Raw genomic sequence first — 18,670 nt, forward strand, 5'->3', positions numbered from 1 at the left:
ATATCTAAGAACCAAAAGCTGTAATTTTTAAAAATATTTTGCAAAATGTATTTTCTTTTAGGCTTAATTGGTTTATACTGACTATGGGTTTAGAAATATTCTAAACAATTTAAAAGGAGGCTGTTTTTATGAATTTCATCAATCAAAAGTTAGCAGATTTCAAGGTCAATGCGTACCAGCAAGGGGAAACAAAAGAGATAACAACAGCAGATGTAATAGGAAAATGGTCAGTTTTTTTCTTCTATCCAGCTGATTTCTCATTCGTTTGTCCGACAGAATTAGGTGATTTGCAAGATCATTATGAGGAATTCAAAAAGGCCAATGCAGAAATTTTCTCTGTCTCAGAAGATAGTGAGTTTGTACATAAAGCATGGGCTGAAGCAACCGATACAATAGGCAAAGTTCAATACCCAATGCTGGCTGATCCTGCTGGAAAATTAGCACGTTTTTTTGGAGTTTTGGATGAAGAAGCCGGTCAAGCATTTCGTGGAGTATTCATTGTTGATCCTGAAGGTAAAATTAAATCTTATACGATCAATGACATGGGTATCGGTCGCAATGCAGGTGAAATATTGAGAACACTTGAAGCAGCACAGTTTGTTGCGGAGCATGGTGATAAGGTTTGCCCAGCCAACTGGCATCCAGGTGAAGATACTATTACACCAAGTCTTGATTTAGTTGGAAAAATATAGTGAAATGAGACGATGAGGATGGCAGAAAAACACATTTATGACACAGTCATTATAGGGGCTGGTCCAGCAGGTTTATCCGCAGGAATTTATGCTGGAAGAGCAACTTTGGACACATTGATTATCGAGAATGATCAAGTTGGGGGCCAAGTTACAACGACTTCTGTTGTATGGAACTATCCTGCTGTTGAAAAAATTGATGGTACGGCATTAATGAATAAAATGCAGGAGCAAGCAGTGTACTTTGGCGCTGAAATAACGCGTGACAATGTAGAAGCATACGATTTTGACGGAGATGTTAAAGTCGTGCACGGAAGTAAAAAAGATTACTATTGTCGTAGTGTTATTTTAGCGACAGGAGCAAAGCCGAGAAAATTAGGATTTCAAGGTGAGGACGAATTTAAAGGACGCGGAGTTGCATATTGTTCAACATGTGATGGAGAATTGTTTAGCGGGATGCAGGTGTTCGTCGTTGGAGGCGGGTATGCAGCAGCAGAGGAAGCCGATTATCTCACTCGTTATGCACGTCATGTGACTGTAATTGTACGTGAGGCAGAATTTACATGCGCGCCTCTAACAGCAGCTCGTGCTCTAAATAATCCTAAGGTCGATGTTAAATTTAATACAGAACTAGCTGCTGTAAGCGGGGATAATTATCTGACAAGTGCGCATTTTGTCGATAATAAAACTGGTAAAGAGACTGTATACCACGTGCCTGTAAATGAACAAACATTCGGTGTTTTCATCTATGTAGGGACACAGCCTGCTACTAAGGGGTTTACTGAATATATTGATTGTGATGAGCATGGGTATGTTAAAGTTGACGCTTGCCAAAAAACAAGTACAGACGGTGTTTTTGCAGCTGGTGATGTTGTGGCTAAACCGCTTCGCCAAATCGTTACTGCGGCTGCTGATGGAGCTAGTGCAGCTACAGCGGCAGAGCATTATGTTACCGAACAGAAACAGCGGCTTAATATTCCTGTTCATCCCGCCGTGGATAAACAAAAGCAACCGAGGAAAGTTTTGGGCCAGGCGACTGACCTAGATACAAAAGCAGAAGAAAAGTCTGTACAGCATCAAGGGGAATGGTTCAATTCAGATTTGCAAAAACAGCTGCAGAGTGTTTTTAGCAAATTGAAATCGGACGTTGTTTTGTTGCATTTGGATGACGGAAGTTCTAAAAGTCAGGAATTGGGTGGATTTGCAAAGGAATTTGCTGAGCTTGATACACATATCCATTATGAGCTCAAACACGTAGCGGCGTCAAAAGGTCAGCGCTTGCCAGCGCTGAGTATTTTGGATGCTGAGCAGAATTCTTTGGGAATCAGTTTTAGCGGAATCCCTACAGGACACGAATTAAATTCACTTGTATTGGCGCTCTACAATGTCGCGGGGCCAGGACAAGCAATTGATTCGGCACTAGAAGAACGTATCAAAAAATTACCAAAAACAAAAATTGAGATTGGAATTGCATTAACTTGCCATTTTTGCCCAGATGTTGTGTCAGCTTGTCAACATATGGCAGTTCTTAATTCTAACGTTTCTGCTGAAATGATAGATCTGCAAATGTTTCCAGAGCTAAGAACCGAAAAACATATTATGAGTGTTCCAGCTACTATTATTAATGATGGTGACGTGATTTTTGGAAGCCAGACTTTGGAACAGTTAGTAGCTGCCTGTGAAAAAGTAGCTGCAATCTAATAATAGTTAGTTTTGGAGAAGCATTTAGGTTAAACATGTGAAAGCAGATAAATAAATATTAAGAAGGACCTGCGCGGCAAAGATGTATTTTGTCCGCAGGTCCTTGTTTGTTTATGTCTTTTGTGAGTGTATGATGAAGGTATTCACAGGCAGAGAAGTGGTTTTGAAAAATGGCAAAAGTTAAAAAATTAATAAAACTGAGTACTGCAGTTTCCGCAATAATTTTACTTTTGGGAGGAGCATGGTGGTATCGGCAAGCAAATTTTCTTCGAAAAGTTAAGGTGCAAAAAAATGAGATTCCGACCCTTTTTATACCGGGGTATATGGGTAACCGATTTTCTTTTGGCGGAATGATTTTTAGATTGGATCATTATGGACTAGGAACTAAGGCGATGGTTGTTCATGTAAGTGCAAAGGGCAGAATCACTTTTGCTCAAAAAGCATCTTTAAAGTCTAGAAATCCTTTGATTCAAGTCTTGTTTGAAAATAATCGAAATGAGAAGCTTGAAGCTGTACAGTTAAGCAAGGTATTAACTAAGCTAAAGCAAAAGTACAATATCTCGAAAGTCAATTTAGTTGGACATTCGAGTGGTGGAAACATTGTTTTTAACTATCTAATTAGCAAAGATGCTAAAGATTCGCGAACACCGCAAGTGAGCAAATTCGTAAACATCGCAACTACTTTCCCCGGGCTTAGAAAAAAGGGTAAAAAATTAGATTCGGAATTGAGTATTCTGAATATTGCAGGTAATATTTGGAATTGGAAAACGGATGGTGGTATTCCGTTGAACAAGGATCTGTCTTTAGGAATGATTGTTAAACCTTATGTTAAAAGTTATCAAGTCAAGGTGATTGATGGGAGCCCACTAATGGCATATCATAGCATGTTGCATGAGAATGGAGAAGTTGACCGCGATGTAGCTGAGTTTTTGTTTAATGAGAATGGACATAAGTAGTGAAAGAGTGAATTATACGGTCATGTACTTACTGGTTCGAGCATGCGATAGACGGCATAAAAAAGCGAAGAGAAACTGTTGTAAAGCCGATTAAAATTTGAAATTGAACACATAAAATTGTTATGATATATTTATTCGTGATTTGAGTTAGTAGAAACTAATTTTTTATAATTTGAAAGAGGTGCTTATAAATGCTATTAGGCAGTATCGAAGCAGGTGGTACCAAATTTGTCTGTGCAGTGGGCAACGAAGATTATCGGGTTAAGAACAGTGTTAAATTCCCAACTACGACCCCAGAAGAAACTTTGGGCAAAGCAATTGAATACTTTAAGAAGTTTAAAATCGAGGCTTTATCTATCGCATCTTTTGGGCCGATTGATGTGCAGTATACAAGTAAAACGTATGGCTTTATTACCAATACACCGAAACCTGGTTGGAAAAATGTTGATTTCGTAGGTCTGCTCAAAAAAGAGTTAGATGTGCCTATCTTTTTTACAACAGATGTTAACGGTTCAGCGTTTGGTGAGTATACGGTTGCGCAGCTTTTTAATGAAAAGATCAAATCACTGGTTTATTTGACAATTGGAACTGGCGTTGGCGGCGGTGCAATTATTGATGGAGAAATTCTTGGAACTAAGGGACATCCTGAGATGGGGCATGTTTATTTAAAAAGACATCCTGCTGATTCAGGTTTTGAAGGAATCTGTCCGTTCCATAAAGATTGCTTAGAGGGATTGGCCGCAGGACCCTCCATCAAAGCCAGAACCGGAATTGCTGGTGAAAAAGTTGCTCAAGATGATAAGGTTTGGGATATACTGTCATATTATATCGCTCAGGCAGCTATCCAGCAGACATTGATTTTGCGTCCTGACAATATTATTTTCGGTGGTGGAGTCATAAGTGAAAGATTGCTTAAGAAAGTAAGACGTGATTTTGAAAAATTGAACAATGGCTATATCGATATTGATGACTTGGAAAATTATATTCGTATGCCAAGAGTTAAAAACAATGGATCCGCTACTTTGGGTAACTTCGCACTGGCTTTTAATGAGCTTCATAAGTAGTTAAAGCTTAATTTTATTGTAGTGGTGGTCCAAATCGTGGAAGCTTTATACTTTTTAAGCGTGTTATGTTAGTTTTTATGCGGATATTTATTATTATGCGGAGATGAGATTAATGACGCTGGATCAACTTTTTTATGTTATCGAATTGTCGCAGCAGCGTACACTAGCAGATACTGCAAATGTATTGCATATCAGCCAATCTGGGTTAAGCAAAGCAGTGTCTCAATTGGAAGATGAGCTAGGAGTAAAAATTTTTGAACGCAATCGTTACGGAACCGAATTGACCCCAGAAGGGAAGGAATTGATCCCTTTTATCCAAGAAGTCATAGATAATACGTTGAAATTCAAGGATTATGCAACTAATTTAGGCACAAAGTCAAAAAAGGAAGTATTCCGTGTGGCGTTTGCAAACACAATTTTAAGGCCATTTCTGCAAGAGTATTTAAAAATGCAGGCGAGTGGAATAGACTTCAGAATGGATTTGAGTCAAGCATCATCCGCAAAGGTCGTTGAACGTGTTGCTCATCATGAGATTGACCTCGGTTTTGCGGCAATTAATGATTATAATCATCAATACATCAAAAAACTTGAATTTAAACCAGTTCATGAAGGACATCTACGGTTGTTTACATCCAAGCAGAATAAAATATTAAATGCTGATTACATTGATACTGCGCAAATTAGAAAGCAACGTTTTGTACTGTTTGATGATCCATATAACGATGCAGTCTTTCGACACTTACAATTTTTATGCGGACCCTTAGACGTTATTTTAAGAACTTCTGATCCTTGGACGATTGTTTCATCGATTAAAAGACTTAATGCGGTTACCTTAGCCCGCGACTGGCAAGCACTTTTTTCGGTTTATTCGCCTTTGGTAGAGCTTCCGCAGCTTAGTATAGGACATCTTGTTAACGATCAATTCGAACTTGGGTGGGTATACGATGATGAGGTAATGTTACCATCGGTGCTTAAAGAACTGATGCGAAGAGTAACTGACAGATTAAAAAAAACATAGGTTTTGAAACACTTTAATTAATATAATACAAGGTTTTAAAGAAGAGGACCTACAGCAAAAGATTAGTTTTGCTGTAGGCCCCTTTATTGATTCCGTATGAACGTGTTTCATAAGTCAAAATTCTATCCGTAATTTCATGTCATTACTTAAATTTTACCGACTTATGTCACACTTTTCTTCAAAGATTTCTTATAGTAAGAAATTTGAATTTTAGATTAGTAATTAGTTTCGTTGATATTGGATAACTGATTCATCACCAGGCATTGGAACATCGGTAACATATCCATGTTTTGGAATGTCTCCTTGCCAGCCCTCTCCTTTAATAATCACGTCGAATAACCCAGAAGGCCATTTAAGATTTTTCAGACGTTCAGGCGAGATTTCAGAGACGATCTTATCGTTCTTGTTTTCAAGCAGTTTTTTTGCAAATTCAGGTTCCATTAATGCTTCACGAGCAAGCGCTGCCAAATCTGCAACTTGGATTGCTTCATCAGCATCTTTTACGGTAAGAATATTACCACAGGCAATTAGTTTTATGCTTGGATCAATCACTTTTGCGTATAATTCTGTAAAGTTTTCTTCCCTATCGCTTGGCTTTGCTTTCCAACCATCAACAGCATTACCCATTGCGGAAATGTGAACATAATCTAAATCTGTTTTATTAAGACGCTTAATTAGTTCAGAGTTTTCTTTCCAGCCAAAGCCAAAATTAGTACCATGAATTTCCTGTTGACTTATGCGAAGTCCAATGATGAATCCTTTTTTACCAAATTCCTTGGTTACTTTGGAAACTTCGTTAATGATATCAAGCATAAAATTCATTCGATTAACAAGAGATCCACCATACCAATCTGTCCGTTCGTTAGAATATGCAGAGAAAAATTGCTGTAATAGGTAGTGATTTGCTCCATGGATTTCAACACCATCAAATCCTGCTTTGATTGCTCTAATAGTAGCATCACCGAACTCTTTGATTACACGTAAAATTTCTTCTTGTGTAATTTCACGAACTGGATAATCAATAAAAGGATAGTCTTTTTTAGAGGGAACGACTGGAATACCACCACGATCATAGTAGATAGCAGCTTGGCGTCCACCGTGATGTAACTGAAGAATAGCTTTAGCACCGTGACTTTTTATGGTGTTGGCAAGCTTGGCTAAGCCACTGAGGTATTTATCATTTGAAACACCAATTTCTCCTTTGAAAGCAATACCGGCTTCATCGACATAGGTTGCTTCAGTGATGATCATACCACCTACTTCAGCGCGTGCTTTGTAATAGTCAAGTTGTTCTTGGCTAACATCACCATCATCAGTTCCTGCCCATGTTACCATGGGTGCCATGACAATTCTGTTGTTCAGTACTGCACCATGCTTAAATGTAACCTTATCAAGCAATTTATTCATTATAATCCACCTTTCCTTGTTCTATGTGAATACTTTAACATTATTTGAAGGCGGTTTATATGAAGAAAAAGTTTCATTAAGCTTGACTTTTATTCAAGGCAACAGTCAATAAGAAGGATTAACTTAACTTTCAATTTATTGTTTCATTTAGACGGAGATAATGTGACTAAATAAAAGGAGAACTGTGGCATAACTTCTTTGCCACAGTTCTCACAGTTAGTTTTTGATCTTCGCGATTATGTTCTGACTACCATTCATTTTTACTTGATCGAAAATTCCATATAGGCAGAGTAACATTCGCTACTAATTTTCTATTAACGCCTAAAAATTTCCAAATTTGTACTATTTTTTTGATTAGTTCAAAATGGTTTTTGCATTTACAAATTCCCGAATCCCCATATCGCTCAACTCACGACCATAGCCAGAATTTTTAACACCACCAAAAGGCAGTTCAGGGTAGGAAGACAAAGGCTGATTAATTGCAACTTGACCTGTCTCAACCTGAGAGGCAATATGTTTGGCATGCTCAGCATCTTTTGAATAAACAGCTCCTCCCAAACCATAGTTGGAATGGTTAGCAATCTTCAAAATGTCTTCTTCTGTATCAGCTTTATAAACCTGCGCGACAGGGCCAAATAATTCAGTGTCGTACATCGGATTATCAAGGGTCATTCCTGAAATAATAAGCGGATTAAACAGGGCTCCTGGACCTTGTGGCAATTCTGGATCACCCCAGAGAATTTTTGCACCTCCCGCAAGGATCTTTTTTACTTGTTGGTGGAGATTTTGTTGTGCACTTCTAGAGGACAAAGGTCCAAGTGTTGTGCGCTCATCAAGCGGGTCACCTAACCTGCGCTTGGAAAATTCATCGATAATGCCCGCAAGAAAATCAGCATAGATACCGCTTTGAACAATATAACGCTTAGCAGCGGTACATACTTGTCCTGAATTGTTCAAGCGTGCTGCAACGGTACCTTCAACAGCGGTTTTAAGATCAGCATCATTCAAGATAATACTGACATCAGTCCCGCCAAGTTCCATTGTTGATTTTTTGAGATTTTTGCCAGCCTCAGCAGCAATTTTACGTCCAGCATTCTCGGAACCAGTCAAGGCGACTCCTTGTACCCGCGTATCTGCAATTATATGATTGACTTGATCGTAGTTAATGAAGAGGTTTTTAAAGGCACCTTCGGGAATTCCCGCGGTTTTGCAAGCATCCTCAAATGCTTGTGCACATTCAGGAACGATACTTGCATGTTTTAGAATAACTGGATTTCCAATAATGAAGTTAGGTGCGAAAACACGCATAATCTGAGTGTAAGGAAAATTCCATGGTTCAACAGACATGATTGTCCCGATTGAACTGAATTCAACGTGAGCCTCTTTGCCAGGGATATTGTTGTATGGGACAGGTTGCAAGGCTTGTGCCCCGTTTTTGACATAATACATTGCAAATTCAACGTTTTTCTTCACTTCAGAACGTGCTTGTGAAATTAACTTGCCCATATTGGTTGTTAGAAAACGTGCATATTTTTCATTGTGCTCAGAAAATTCATTTGCGAGTTTTTCAAGTTGTGCCGCTCTTTCAGATATTGGTTGATTTTTAGCTGCATGATAAAAATGATTGGCCTTTTTCAAAGCTTGATCAACTTCGGCATCGGTTGCGTCTGGAAATTCACGAATTGTTTTTCCATTAAAAGGATTTACTGCTTTATAGGACATATATTTCGTTCTCCTTTCTATACTCTAATATCATAATGACTTTTCTATGCAACAATTACAAACCATCTGCTTGTTTAACACCAATATGTCCAAAAGAAAATTAGTTAAGTAAAATACGACTTTTTTTGTGAAGAATCTATTTATCCCATTGATTATTAAAGACTATTAATTTAATATTAACGTGAACCATTGAACATTCAAACTTTGTTACTCAATTCAAATTTATCAAGGTCTGGGTGAATACTATGGTTAAGAGGGAAAGGCTAAAAACAGCCCTTTGTTTATATTTGAATTATCTCGTTCATGGGATGGCAATTGTCATTTTAGCGCAGAATATGTTGGCGTTAGAAAAGCAATGGGGCGTAAATGCTGCAGGTGTGGCATATGTTATTTCATCTCTCGGAATAGGACGTTTATTGGTTTTGTCTATTTCGGGGTTTTTATCGGATCGTTTTGGACGCAAAATTTTTGTTGAATTAGGCATTTTGACATATATTCCTTTTTTTATCGGTATTATATGTAGTGGTAATATAACGCAGGCCTATTTCTTTGGCATATTAGCTGGAATGGCTAATTCCTTTCTAGATTCAGGAACATATCCCGCTCTAATGGAATTGTATCCAAAGGCTCAGTCAACCGCTAATATTATAATTAAAGCTTTTGCATCGATGGGAGAACTATTATTGCCCATTTTTGTTGGGCTGCTGGAAAAAAGATCTTTATGGTATGGATGGTCGTTTGTTGTGTGTATATTGATCTTGACGTGGAACTTTATTTTCTTATTGAAGCGAAAGTTTCCTGCAGGAACCTCTAGCAAAGCATCTTCGATCATTGCAGTTTCTAGAATAGAAACGAAGGTAAAAAAATCGCAGCGAATATTTCTAGGGACAGTTTTAACGATTTACGGTTATATTTCCATGTCGACCTTTTATTTAGTCAGCCAATGGATGACTAAGTATGGTGAAGATATCGTGCATCTGGATTTGATACACGCACGAATGCTTGTCAGTATTTATAGTGTTGGGTCCATTATTGGAGTGATCGCGAATGCAATGCTGGTAAATCGGATGGCAAAACAAACGTGGTTGATATGTGGATATACAACTGCTTCTTTCGCTGTTTTGTTCCTGATGGCTGCTGTGCCAAATGCTCAAATTATGACTTGGGGTTCATTTGTAATTGGTTTTACGGCAGCTGGCGGAGTTATGCAGATTGGATTAACAGTTATGAGTTCATTGTTTCCGTCACATAAGGGAGTTGTTACTGGGATCTATTACACTGCCGGGAGCATTGCTTCTTTTACGATCCCTTTGATCACGGGAATTATTTCTCAAACAAGTGTTCATAATATTATGTGGTTTGACGTCTGTATTGCTGCTGCAGGTGTAATTTGCAGTCTAATAATAGTTGCGATGAGAAAATATTTATAATCAATGAATATCAGCAGGTTATGAAAATAAATCGGTCCTAGCTACGAGCAATTCCTAGCTAACTGTGGGATTGACTATTGAAATACGTTAACTTTTACAATAGAAAGTTAAAGAAAATGGACCAGATCAAAAGCTAAACTTTGACCTGGTTCTTTTATCAATTTTGTATAAATTTACTATGTAAGTCAAAATTTTTTGTCTAACTTTACCAACGAGTTTCACACTTCTCTTTTCACCGTTTAGATGTAAAAACTTGATTTTTTAATGGTCCAAATTCAGAAACTTTGAATTAAAAAAGGCGATATTGTTAAATCATTTTATTTTGTGACGTAAAATTTTTGAAACAGTACTCAGTAATAAAGTTTTGCATTTTTGACGCAGAAGGAGTTAAAAAATAATTATTTTTTAATACTAGATATAATTGATGCTTGGCGGCGGACTCATTGATATGAAGCATTTTGACTGAATCGCAGTTCGAAAGCGGCAAGCGAGGTATCAGAGCAATACCCAATCCTTGTCTGACAAATCCAATGATTGTGTGATCCTCTTCAATTTCAAATAGTATTTTGGGCTTTAAACCATTTTTTTTAAATAGAGAATCAATTAGGGGCCTTAGTCCACTTTGTTTTGAAAAATATATTAGGGGATACTGCGCAAGATCTTCAATATTAATATTCTGGCAGCGGGCCAATGGATGATCAGCAGGAACAGCGAGAACGATTTCCTGCTGAACGAGGGGGCGGAAATCAAGGATATCAGTTGTATTCAGGTTTCCAACATGGTTGCTAAAAGAAGAAAAAACAAAATCACATTTTTCTTCTAACAAAGCAGTTAAAAGCTGCTGTGTGTTTCCTTGGATAAAATTAAAAGAGATTTTGCAATTTGTTTTTTCCTTTTGAAATGATTTAATGATTTCTGGAACTAAGCTTTGTCCAGGAGTATATGTAAAGCCAAGATTAACCGTACCTTCGTTAACATTTAAAAGACGTTGAAGAAGAGCATTTCCGCGCTCAATTTCGTCTAACCCCTTTTGAACGAATTGAAGATAAACTTTTCCAAGATGTGTCAATTTAATGTTGCGCCCATTTTTTTTGAATAAAGGGAACCCAAGTTCCTTTTCCAAACTGTCAATTGCATAACTAAGAGAAGGCTGAGATATGCCCAGCTTTTCGGCAGTTTTTGACATGTGCTGTGTGTGAGCTAAATCTCTAAAAAATTCTAAGTGACGTAAATTCAATTACAACACCTCCAAAGCAATCATAGAATAATTCTATCAATCAATCAAATAATTTTTATTTATTCTATCTAAGTAAGCGGTTATCATTATATGTGAATTGAGTAACAAAAAAACAGATATTTTTAAAGGAGCGGATTTTAAATGACAGAACGTATTGATGGACACACAATTTTGATTGGGCTAATGGCTTATCCTATTAGGCATTCAATGTCACCTACAATGCATAACAATGCTTTTGCAAAATTAGGTTTAAACTATGCATATCTTGCATTTGACATCACAAATGACAAGTTGAGCGATGCTGTCAAAGCAATTCGAACCCTTGATATGCGAGGCTCAAATGTTTCTATGCCAAATAAACAGAAAATAATTCCTTATTTAGATAAACTTGATCCTGCTGCAAAATTATGTGGTGCAGTTAATACTGTGGTTAATGATGATGGGATTTTAACAGGTTATACAACGGATGGAACAGGGTTTATGAAGTCACTTGAAGATGAAGGTCTTGATATTCGGGGTAAAAAAATGACTTTGAGCGGTGCCGGTGGTGCTGGGACCGCAATTGCAATTCAAGCAGCGTTGGACGGTGTTGCTGAAATATCTATTTTCAACGCAAAAGATAAAGTCTGGGATAATGCTAAACGAAATGTTGATATCATAAATGAAAAAACAAGTTGCAAGGCCACACTGCATACTTTAGAAGACCAAGAAGACTTTAAGTCAGAAATTGCCGATAGTGCGATTTACTGTGATTCAACTGGTGTAGGGATGAAACCTTTGGAAGATGAAACGCTTGTAACTGATCCAAGTTGGTTCCGAAAAGACATTATTGTCTATGATACAGTATATGCTCCAAGGACTACTAAATTGATGGAAGTTGCACAAAAAGCGGGTGTTGCACACGTGTTTAACGGTCTGGGAATGATGCTTGAACAAGGTGCAGAAGCTTTCAAACTTTGGACTGGCAAAAGTATGCCTGTTGAATACATTCGAGAATTACTCTTTAAAGAAGATAAATAAGTGGGGTTACAGAGATGAAAAATAAATATATGCCTACTGCATTCAGTTTGTATTTAAATTATTTTGTGCATGGCTTCGGAGTTATTATACTAGCACAGAATATGAACTTCCTAGCTAAACAGTGGGGCACTAATACAGCTGGGGTCGCGGTAGTTATTTCCTCACTGGGAATTGGCCGGTTGATAGTTCTCTTTGTCTCAGGAGCCCTGTCTGATCGATTTGGACGCAAACCTTTTGTTCTGCTGGGCACTGCAACATATTTGCTTTTTTTTGCTGGAATTATACTAAGTAAGAGTGTGGCTATAGCATATGTTTTTGGTGTTTTGGCTGGGATTGCCAATTCATTTCTTGATTCTGGGACCTATCCAGCATTGATGGAAATGTTTCCTGATTCTAAAGGAACTGCTAATGTCATTATCAAAGCTTTCATTTCAGGTGGGCAATTCATTTTACCTTTGCTGATTAGCTTTTTGATTTCCAATGGGCTTTGGTTTGGTTGGACCTTTATCCTATGTATCATAATTCTAGGTTTAAATGGTATTTTTATGCTCATGGCTGGCAAGTTTCCACAAGTATCTGAAATTAAAAAAGAGGAAAAAAACGAGACAAAAAAGAAAGTCTCCGACACCAGAGCAAACTTTTGGTTTGATGGAACGTTATTTATTTTGTACGGATATATTTCACAAGCTACTTTTTATTTAGTTAGTCAGTGGCTCAGCGAGTATGGTGAAAAAGCTGCAGGGATGAGCGCAACAGGTGCGCATGCACTTATCAGTTACTATAGTGTTGGTTCACTGGTATGTGTGTTTGTAACAGCGGCACTTGCTCGTCGTACAGTTAAAGAAATCAGTTTTTTGAGTGTTTACACATTGATTTCGTTTGTATCACTGCTAGCGATGTACATTTTCCCCAATCCGGTCATTTGTTCGGTTATGTCATTTGTCGTTGGATTCTCTGCAGCTGGTGGAGTAATGCAATTGGGACTGACTGTTATGGCGGATTTCTTTCCCAGCGGCAAGGGAACAATTACAGGGGCTTTTTATACAGCAGGTTCGATCGCATCTTTTACTATCCCACTATTCACGAGTATGATGGCTTCAAATATGGGGAATATTATTTTATTTGATGTTTTTATCGCTTTAGCCGGATTTATAATCACTACGCTGATAACGTTACGATATCGTAGGCTCTTCAGAAAAAATAGATTAAGGGGTGCCAAAAATGAAGACAGTTCAAATTAAAAACCTTGTTTTAGGAAGCGGCAGGCCTAAAGTTGCAGTCCCGATCACAGGAAAATCATTAGAAGAAATTGCAGAACAAGCTCAGACCATTGCTCAGCAGAAACCAGATATGGTCGAATGGCGGATTGATTTTTTTAAGGACGTTATGGATAAGTTGATACTTCAAGCCGGAGCACAAAAACTGCGTAAAATTCTGGGTGAGACAGCACTGCTGGTTACTTTTAGAACGCAGGCTGAAGGCGGTGAACTAGCGTTGGACGATGATGGCTACTTCAAACTTATCCATGAAGTGATTCAAGAAAAAATAGGTGATGCAGTTGATCTTGAAAGATACCATGATGAGGGCAAAATCAAGGAGCTTGTGGGTGCGGCTCATGAAAATGAAATAATAATAATAATGAGTAATCATGATTTTGAGAAAACTCCTAGCAAGCAAGAAATCATAGAGCGTTTAAGCAGTATGGTAGCTCTAGGTGCGGATATTGCTAAAATAGCAGTTATGCCTAATTCAAATGGTGACGTATTGACTCTGCTTCAAGCAACAAAAGAAGCTGCTGAGAAATTATCTAAGCCGCTGATCACAATGTCAATGGGAAATCTGGGCAAAGTTTCACGGATTTCCGGCGAGGTCTTCGGTTCAGCATTAACTTTTGCTTCAGTTACACAGGCGTCAGCACCAGGTCAGATTGAGCTGGCACATCTAAGACAAGAACTTGAAGATTTAAAATTGAGCTAAAAGAAAGCGAGAGGAGAAATATGCTAAAGTATTCACACCTTTTTGAACCAATTACTATCAATGGTATGACACTGCGAAATAGGATTATTATGCCCCCTATGGGTACCAATTTCGCTAATTATGACGGGACTATTACAGATAATCATATCAAGTATTATGAACAGCGTGCCAAGGGTGGGACCGCATTGATTACTTTGGAGAATGTTTGTTTTGATTATCCAATGGGTACTAACGGAACTACGCAGCTGCGAATGGATAATGATCAATATTTGCCAGGCTTGTGGAAATTCAATGAAAAAATGCATTCTTTTGGTGCGTGCACTTCTGTTCAAATAAATCATGCTGGAGCATCTGCTACTGGTTTGCGTTTAGGCGGGCTGCAACCCGTTTCGGCTTCAGATGTTGCCTCTAAAAAAGGCATGACTTGTCCGCGACCCTTGAAGGTTGAAGAGATCGAGCAGATTGTGAACAAGTACGAGGAAGCTGCCGCGCGTGCTAAACGGGCTGGATTTGATTGTGTTGAAGTACACGCTGGGCATAGCTATCTGTTAGATCAGTTCTTATCTCCGCATTACAATCATCGAAAAGATGAGTACGGCGGATCACCAGAAAATCGTGCACGTTTTGCAAGAGAAGTTTTAACTGCTGTCAGAAAAGCAGTCGGGCCACGTTTCCCGATCTCAGTGCGCTTTAGTGCTGAAGAATTTATCAATGATGGCAACTCATTAAAAGATACATTAAAATTGTTGGAATATTTCAATCAAGAAGCCGATATTTTAAACGTGTCTGCTGCTGTCAATGACAATTTACAATATCAGATCGATAAGATGAGCCTGCCTGATGGGTGGCGTTCGTTTATGGCAAAAGCCGTTAAAGAAAAATTCCATAAAGTAACAGTTACCTCCGGCAATTTTCGTTCACCCAAAATTGCAGAACAGGTTTTGGAGAATGGCGATGCAGACTTGATTGCAATGGGACGAGGTCTGATTGCTGAGCCAAATTGGGTCAATAAAGTTCAGTTTGGGCAAGAAGAATTGCTCCGCAAATGTATTTCATGTAATATCGGATGCGCTGATCATCGGATTGCTAAGGGACTTCCAATTCGCTGTACAGTCAATCCAGATGTAATTAATGAGGATGAATATAAAAAAGATAAGCTTAGGAATCCAATAAAAATTGTGGTTATTGGCGGTGGTACTACAGCGCTTGAGGCCGCTTGTTCGGCTGCAGAAATTGGGGCCGAAGTCGTTCTATACGAAAAGAAAGATTTTTTAGGTGGACTGGCACATGAAATAGCCCGTCTCCCAGATAAAAAAAGAATTGATGACTATGTTGTGTATTTGGTTCATCGGGCAAAAGAATTAGAGAATCTTGAAATCCACTTGAACGAGGAAGCGACATTGGATAAGATCGAAAACCAAAAACCAGATATGATTATCAATGCATCTGGGGCCCATCCCTTCTTGCCGCCTATTAGTGGATTAAAAGAAACACAGAGCAAAAAAGAACGGCATGTTTTTAATATTTTCGATCTTTTAGAAAATATGGATGCATTTGAAAAAAATAACGAAGACATTTTAGTTATTGGCGGCGGAGCAGTTGGCTTAGATGTCATGGAATATTTTACTGAACACCGGCAAAGCCGAGTTACGATGGTTGAAATGATGCCCGAAATAGGTAAAGATCTGGATCTGATAACTAAACTAGGAATGAAAGAATTATTAAAAAAATATAATGTTAAGCAATATGTGGGAACTAAACTCGAATCCATATCCAATGAAGCTGCTGAGGTATCTCGAGACGGTAAAAAATTAAAAATAAAATTTGACAAAGCATTTGTGTGCTTGGGAATGAGGGGCTATGCACCTTTGATGAACCATGCTTTAAATGAGTATGCTGACAAATATGGTGTCAGTGTAGTCAACATTGGAGACTCAAAACGCGCACGTAGGATTTACGAAGGAACACAAGAAGCACGGCGTATTCTTAATGAAGTTCATTTGGTCGATGCAAGAAAGAACCTTGTACACAGTCGATAAAAAATTTAAAGATATGTTAGAACTCAAGGATTTTTGAAGATGAACTCCTGCCTGAGTATAGTTTAATTTGTATTGTGCACGTAGCACGTTTAAACAGAGAAAAATGATTTTTTAAGATACATTATATTGGTGTAGGAACGTGTTGAATTGGGTCAATAAGATGTTGACTATAAAAATTCTATAAAATCCAGTCTGGGGTACTGATCAGTTTCAGTCCGTAGACTGGATTTTTAATGTGCACGAAATGAAATCACATACGCTTTTTAAATCTGTAACTTGCCATTGATAGAATGAAACTTTTATGAGTCATCACTTAAGTTGGTTACTAGGTTAAAATACAATTTAGAAATAAATTTTTTTGTATGGCGCTGAATCACTTCAAAAAATATTGATATTTATATTCATTATTTTTAGCTAAATAGCTTATTAACTTGCAATTATAGACAAAAAAGCAGTATCTGCTTAGCTTGTGATTTCTTTCATTAATTGTGGCACTGACAACCGTGCCTAAATGTTGTTTAGTAAGTATTGTAAACACTTACATTAATTCCTATAATTAAAAGTGAAATAAAGGGAGGTTACTCACATGGAAGCTACAAAAACAGTTCCTAAGAAGTCTTCACTAAAGACTAAAATACAGAAACTCGGGACCAGTCTTAGTGGAATGATTATGCCTAACATTGCAGCAGTTATTGCTTGGGGCTTAGTCACAGCTATTTTTATGGCACAAGGATGGTTCCCAAATGCACAAATCGCTAAGATGATAAGCCCGATGCTCAATTACCTGATTCCATTACTGATTGCATATGTTGGTGGACGAATGGTTTATGAAGAACGTGGTGCGGTTGTTGGTGCGGTAGCAGCAATGGGTGTAATTGTTGGGTCAAGCGTACCAATGTTTATCGGTGCAATGATTATGGGACCCTTGGGCGGCTGGTGTATCAAAAAATTTGATCAGCTTTTCCAAGAAAAAATTAAGTCTGGTTTTGAAATGATATACAACAATTTTTCGAGCGGTATTCTCGGAATGGTTTTAGCTATTTTTGGGGTTTTTGTTGTAAACCCGCTTGTAACAGCTGGAAGTAACTTTATGAGTCGCGGAGTTGATTGGATCATTTCAATTCATATGCTGCCGTTGGCTAATATCTTTATCGAACCCGCAAAAATTTTGTTTTTAAATAATGCTATTGGAAATGGAATCTTGGTTCCTTTAGGAATTCAGCAGGCATCAACTTCAGGCAAGTCAGTTTTGTTCTTACTTGAGTCGAACCCAGGACCAGGGATTGGAATTCTTTTAGCATTCATGATCTTTGGCAAAGGAACTGCTAAAGCATCAGCTCCTGGAGCTGCAATCATTCAATTCTTTGGTGGTATTCACGAAATTTACTTCCCATATGTTTTAATGAAACCTGCATTGATTTTGGCTGCTATTGCTGGTGGTGTAAGTGGAACATTTACATTCTCACTTTTGAACACAGGTATTAAAGCTGCGGCCTCACCAGGTTCAATTATTGCTATCTTACTAATGACCCCGAAAGGCAATTACTTACGTATTCTAACAGGTGTTGCAGTTGCCGCGATTGTCTCATTTATCGTTGCCGCTATTATTTTAAAAGCGGATAAATCAGACGGCGAGACAGATTTGGCAGAGAAACAGGCACAGATGGATCAAATGAAATCTGAATCAAAGGGTGGTATGCCATCAGCGGAAGATGCAGAACGCTCAGTCCAAGATTATGCAGATATTAAGAAAGTTATTTTTGCCTGTGATGCTGGGATGGGTTCTTCCGCGATGGGGGCTTCGTTGTTACGTGATAAAGTCAAAAAGGCTGGGATCAAAGATATTCCCGTAACAAATACAGCGATCAGCAGATTAAAAGATGAACAGGGATTGTTAGTCATCACACAGGATGAATTAGCTGATCGGGCTTCACAAAAGACGCCGAATGCAATGCATATCTCTGTTGGTAATTTCTTAAGCAGTCCAAAATATGATGAAGTTGTTATCAATTTGAAGACTGTGAAACAAATTGCTCCTGCTGAAAGTCAAGCTGAGACACATGCTGAGAGTAGTAAAGAAGCAGATGGTAAAATCGATACGATCGATTATGCAGCTGTTAAGGAAGTTGATTTCATTCATCATGATCAAAAAGTTGGATCTTCTACGATGGCAACTTCATTGTTCAAGGATCGTTTGAAGAAAGAAGGGAAAAAGACACCGGTTAAGAATCTGGGGATTGACGAATTAGAAGACAGTAAACTTCATTTAGTTATTGTGACACCAGAAGCAGAAAAAAATCTGAAACTGCGCTATACTGAGGTTCAGATAGTAAGTGTCGAAGATTTGTTGAATTCTAAAGACTACGATTATATTGTTGAACATCTAGCTTGAAAACAAAAGGAATGATTT

General features: G+C 38.1%; 14 protein-coding genes. 11 read left to right on the forward strand and 3 right to left on the reverse strand.

The features are described 5' to 3' along the window. Positions 1 to 128: 128 nt before the first annotated feature. The 5 genes from ahpC (at position 129) to FD20_RS04545 (ending at position 5,428) form a co-directional block, all read left to right on the forward strand. Entirely contained in the window at positions 129 to 692 is a 564-nt protein-coding gene (ahpC, locus tag FD20_RS04525) for an alkyl hydroperoxide reductase subunit C (protein ID WP_057736398.1), read from the forward strand. A gap of 18 nt (positions 693 to 710) precedes the next feature. Continuing rightward, entirely contained in the window at positions 711 to 2,390 is a 1,680-nt protein-coding gene (locus tag FD20_RS04530) for an FAD-dependent oxidoreductase (RefSeq protein ID WP_057736399.1), read from the forward strand. 170 nt (positions 2,391 to 2,560) lie between these two features. Further along, positions 2,561 to 3,346: an alpha/beta fold hydrolase gene (locus FD20_RS04535; protein WP_057736400.1), complete on the forward strand. Its 786-nt coding sequence runs from the start codon at positions 2,561 to 2,563 to the stop codon at positions 3,344 to 3,346. Between the two features lie 191 nt (positions 3,347 to 3,537). After that, positions 3,538 to 4,410 carry a fructokinase ScrK gene (gene scrK / locus FD20_RS04540; RefSeq protein WP_057736401.1) on the forward strand — a complete coding sequence of 291 codons (873 nt, stop codon included), beginning with the start codon at positions 3,538 to 3,540 and terminating at the stop codon, positions 4,408 to 4,410. A 112-nt stretch (positions 4,411 to 4,522) separates the two neighbouring features. Then, positions 4,523 to 5,428: a LysR family transcriptional regulator gene (locus FD20_RS04545; RefSeq protein ID WP_057736402.1), complete on the forward strand. Its 906-nt coding sequence runs from the start codon at positions 4,523 to 4,525 to the stop codon at positions 5,426 to 5,428. A 222-nt stretch (positions 5,429 to 5,650) separates the two neighbouring features. On the opposite strand, the gene FD20_RS04550 is transcribed toward FD20_RS04545, so the two are convergent. Both FD20_RS04550 and FD20_RS04555 read right to left on the reverse strand, forming a co-directional pair. Then, positions 5,651 to 6,835 (reverse strand): oxidoreductase, encoded by a 1,185-nt coding sequence (locus FD20_RS04550; protein WP_057736403.1) that lies wholly within the window; start codon positions 6,833 to 6,835, stop codon positions 5,651 to 5,653. A 354-nt stretch (positions 6,836 to 7,189) separates the two neighbouring features. Beyond that, a complete protein-coding gene (locus FD20_RS04555) occupies positions 7,190 to 8,557 on the reverse strand; it encodes an NAD-dependent succinate-semialdehyde dehydrogenase (protein ID WP_057736404.1) in 1,368 nt (455 codons plus the stop codon). Between the two features lie 245 nt (positions 8,558 to 8,802). On the opposite strand from FD20_RS04555, the gene FD20_RS04560 reads away from it, so the two are divergent. Further along, a complete protein-coding gene (locus FD20_RS04560; RefSeq protein ID WP_057736405.1) occupies positions 8,803 to 9,987 on the forward strand; it encodes an MFS transporter in 1,185 nt (394 codons plus the stop codon). A gap of 307 nt (positions 9,988 to 10,294) precedes the next feature. On the opposite strand, the gene FD20_RS04565 is transcribed toward FD20_RS04560, so the two are convergent. Continuing rightward, positions 10,295 to 11,224 carry a LysR family transcriptional regulator gene (locus FD20_RS04565; RefSeq protein WP_057736406.1) on the reverse strand — a complete coding sequence of 310 codons (930 nt, stop codon included), beginning with the start codon at positions 11,222 to 11,224 and terminating at the stop codon, positions 10,295 to 10,297. Between the two features lie 141 nt (positions 11,225 to 11,365). Here FD20_RS04565 and FD20_RS04570 point away from each other — a divergent pair, with 141 nt between their 5' ends. The 5 genes from FD20_RS04570 (at position 11,366) to FD20_RS04590 (ending at position 18,652) form a co-directional block, all read left to right on the forward strand. Beyond that, positions 11,366 to 12,244 (forward strand): shikimate dehydrogenase, encoded by an 879-nt coding sequence (locus FD20_RS04570; protein ID WP_057736407.1) that lies wholly within the window; start codon positions 11,366 to 11,368, stop codon positions 12,242 to 12,244. A gap of 14 nt (positions 12,245 to 12,258) precedes the next feature. Then, a complete protein-coding gene (locus FD20_RS04575) occupies positions 12,259 to 13,485 on the forward strand; it encodes an MFS transporter (protein WP_057736408.1) in 1,227 nt (408 codons plus the stop codon). Next, positions 13,466 to 14,221, forward strand: coding sequence for a type I 3-dehydroquinate dehydratase (gene aroD, locus FD20_RS04580; protein WP_057736409.1), 756 nt, complete (start codon positions 13,466 to 13,468; stop codon positions 14,219 to 14,221). Before FD20_RS04575 ends, aroD begins: the two co-directional genes overlap by 20 nt. 20 nt (positions 14,222 to 14,241) lie before the next feature. Then, complete coding sequence (locus FD20_RS04585; RefSeq protein WP_057736410.1) at positions 14,242 to 16,260, forward strand: oxidoreductase; 2,019 nt, start codon at positions 14,242 to 14,244, stop codon at positions 16,258 to 16,260. Positions 16,261 to 16,846: 586 nt separating this feature from the next. Next, positions 16,847 to 18,652, forward strand: a complete 1,806-nt coding sequence (locus FD20_RS04590) for a PTS mannitol transporter subunit IIBC (protein WP_057736411.1) — start codon at positions 16,847 to 16,849, stop codon at positions 18,650 to 18,652. The last annotated feature ends 18 nt before the right edge of the window (positions 18,653 to 18,670 follow it).

Source organism: Liquorilactobacillus uvarum DSM 19971 (assembly GCF_001434935.1).
Taxonomy (GTDB): domain Bacteria; phylum Bacillota; class Bacilli; order Lactobacillales; family Lactobacillaceae; genus Liquorilactobacillus; species Liquorilactobacillus uvarum.

Bases quoted from the DNA above. Each gene is read 5' to 3' on its own strand.
- ahpC (WP_057736398.1), top strand. From the start codon at position 129: ATGAATTTCATCAATCAAAAGTTAGCAGATTTCAAGGTCAATGCGTAC.
- FD20_RS04530 (WP_057736399.1), top strand. From the start codon at position 711: ATGGCAGAAAAACACATTTATGACACAGTCATTATAGGGGCTGGTCCA.
- FD20_RS04535 (WP_057736400.1), top strand. From the start codon at position 2,561: ATGGCAAAAGTTAAAAAATTAATAAAACTGAGTACTGCAGTTTCCGCA.
- scrK (WP_057736401.1), top strand. From the start codon at position 3,538: ATGCTATTAGGCAGTATCGAAGCAGGTGGTACCAAATTTGTCTGTGCA.
- FD20_RS04545 (WP_057736402.1), top strand. From the start codon at position 4,523: ATGACGCTGGATCAACTTTTTTATGTTATCGAATTGTCGCAGCAGCGT.
- FD20_RS04550 (WP_057736403.1), bottom strand. From the start codon at position 6,835: ATGAATAAATTGCTTGATAAGGTTACATTTAAGCATGGTGCAGTACTG.
- FD20_RS04555 (WP_057736404.1), bottom strand. From the start codon at position 8,557: ATGTCCTATAAAGCAGTAAATCCTTTTAATGGAAAAACAATTCGTGAA.
- FD20_RS04560 (WP_057736405.1), top strand. From the start codon at position 8,803: ATGGTTAAGAGGGAAAGGCTAAAAACAGCCCTTTGTTTATATTTGAAT.
- FD20_RS04570 (WP_057736407.1), top strand. From the start codon at position 11,366: ATGACAGAACGTATTGATGGACACACAATTTTGATTGGGCTAATGGCT.
- FD20_RS04575 (WP_057736408.1), top strand. From the start codon at position 12,259: ATGAAAAATAAATATATGCCTACTGCATTCAGTTTGTATTTAAATTAT.
- aroD (WP_057736409.1), top strand. From the start codon at position 13,466: ATGAAGACAGTTCAAATTAAAAACCTTGTTTTAGGAAGCGGCAGGCCT.
- FD20_RS04585 (WP_057736410.1), top strand. From the start codon at position 14,242: ATGCTAAAGTATTCACACCTTTTTGAACCAATTACTATCAATGGTATG.
- FD20_RS04590 (WP_057736411.1), top strand. From the start codon at position 16,847: ATGGAAGCTACAAAAACAGTTCCTAAGAAGTCTTCACTAAAGACTAAA.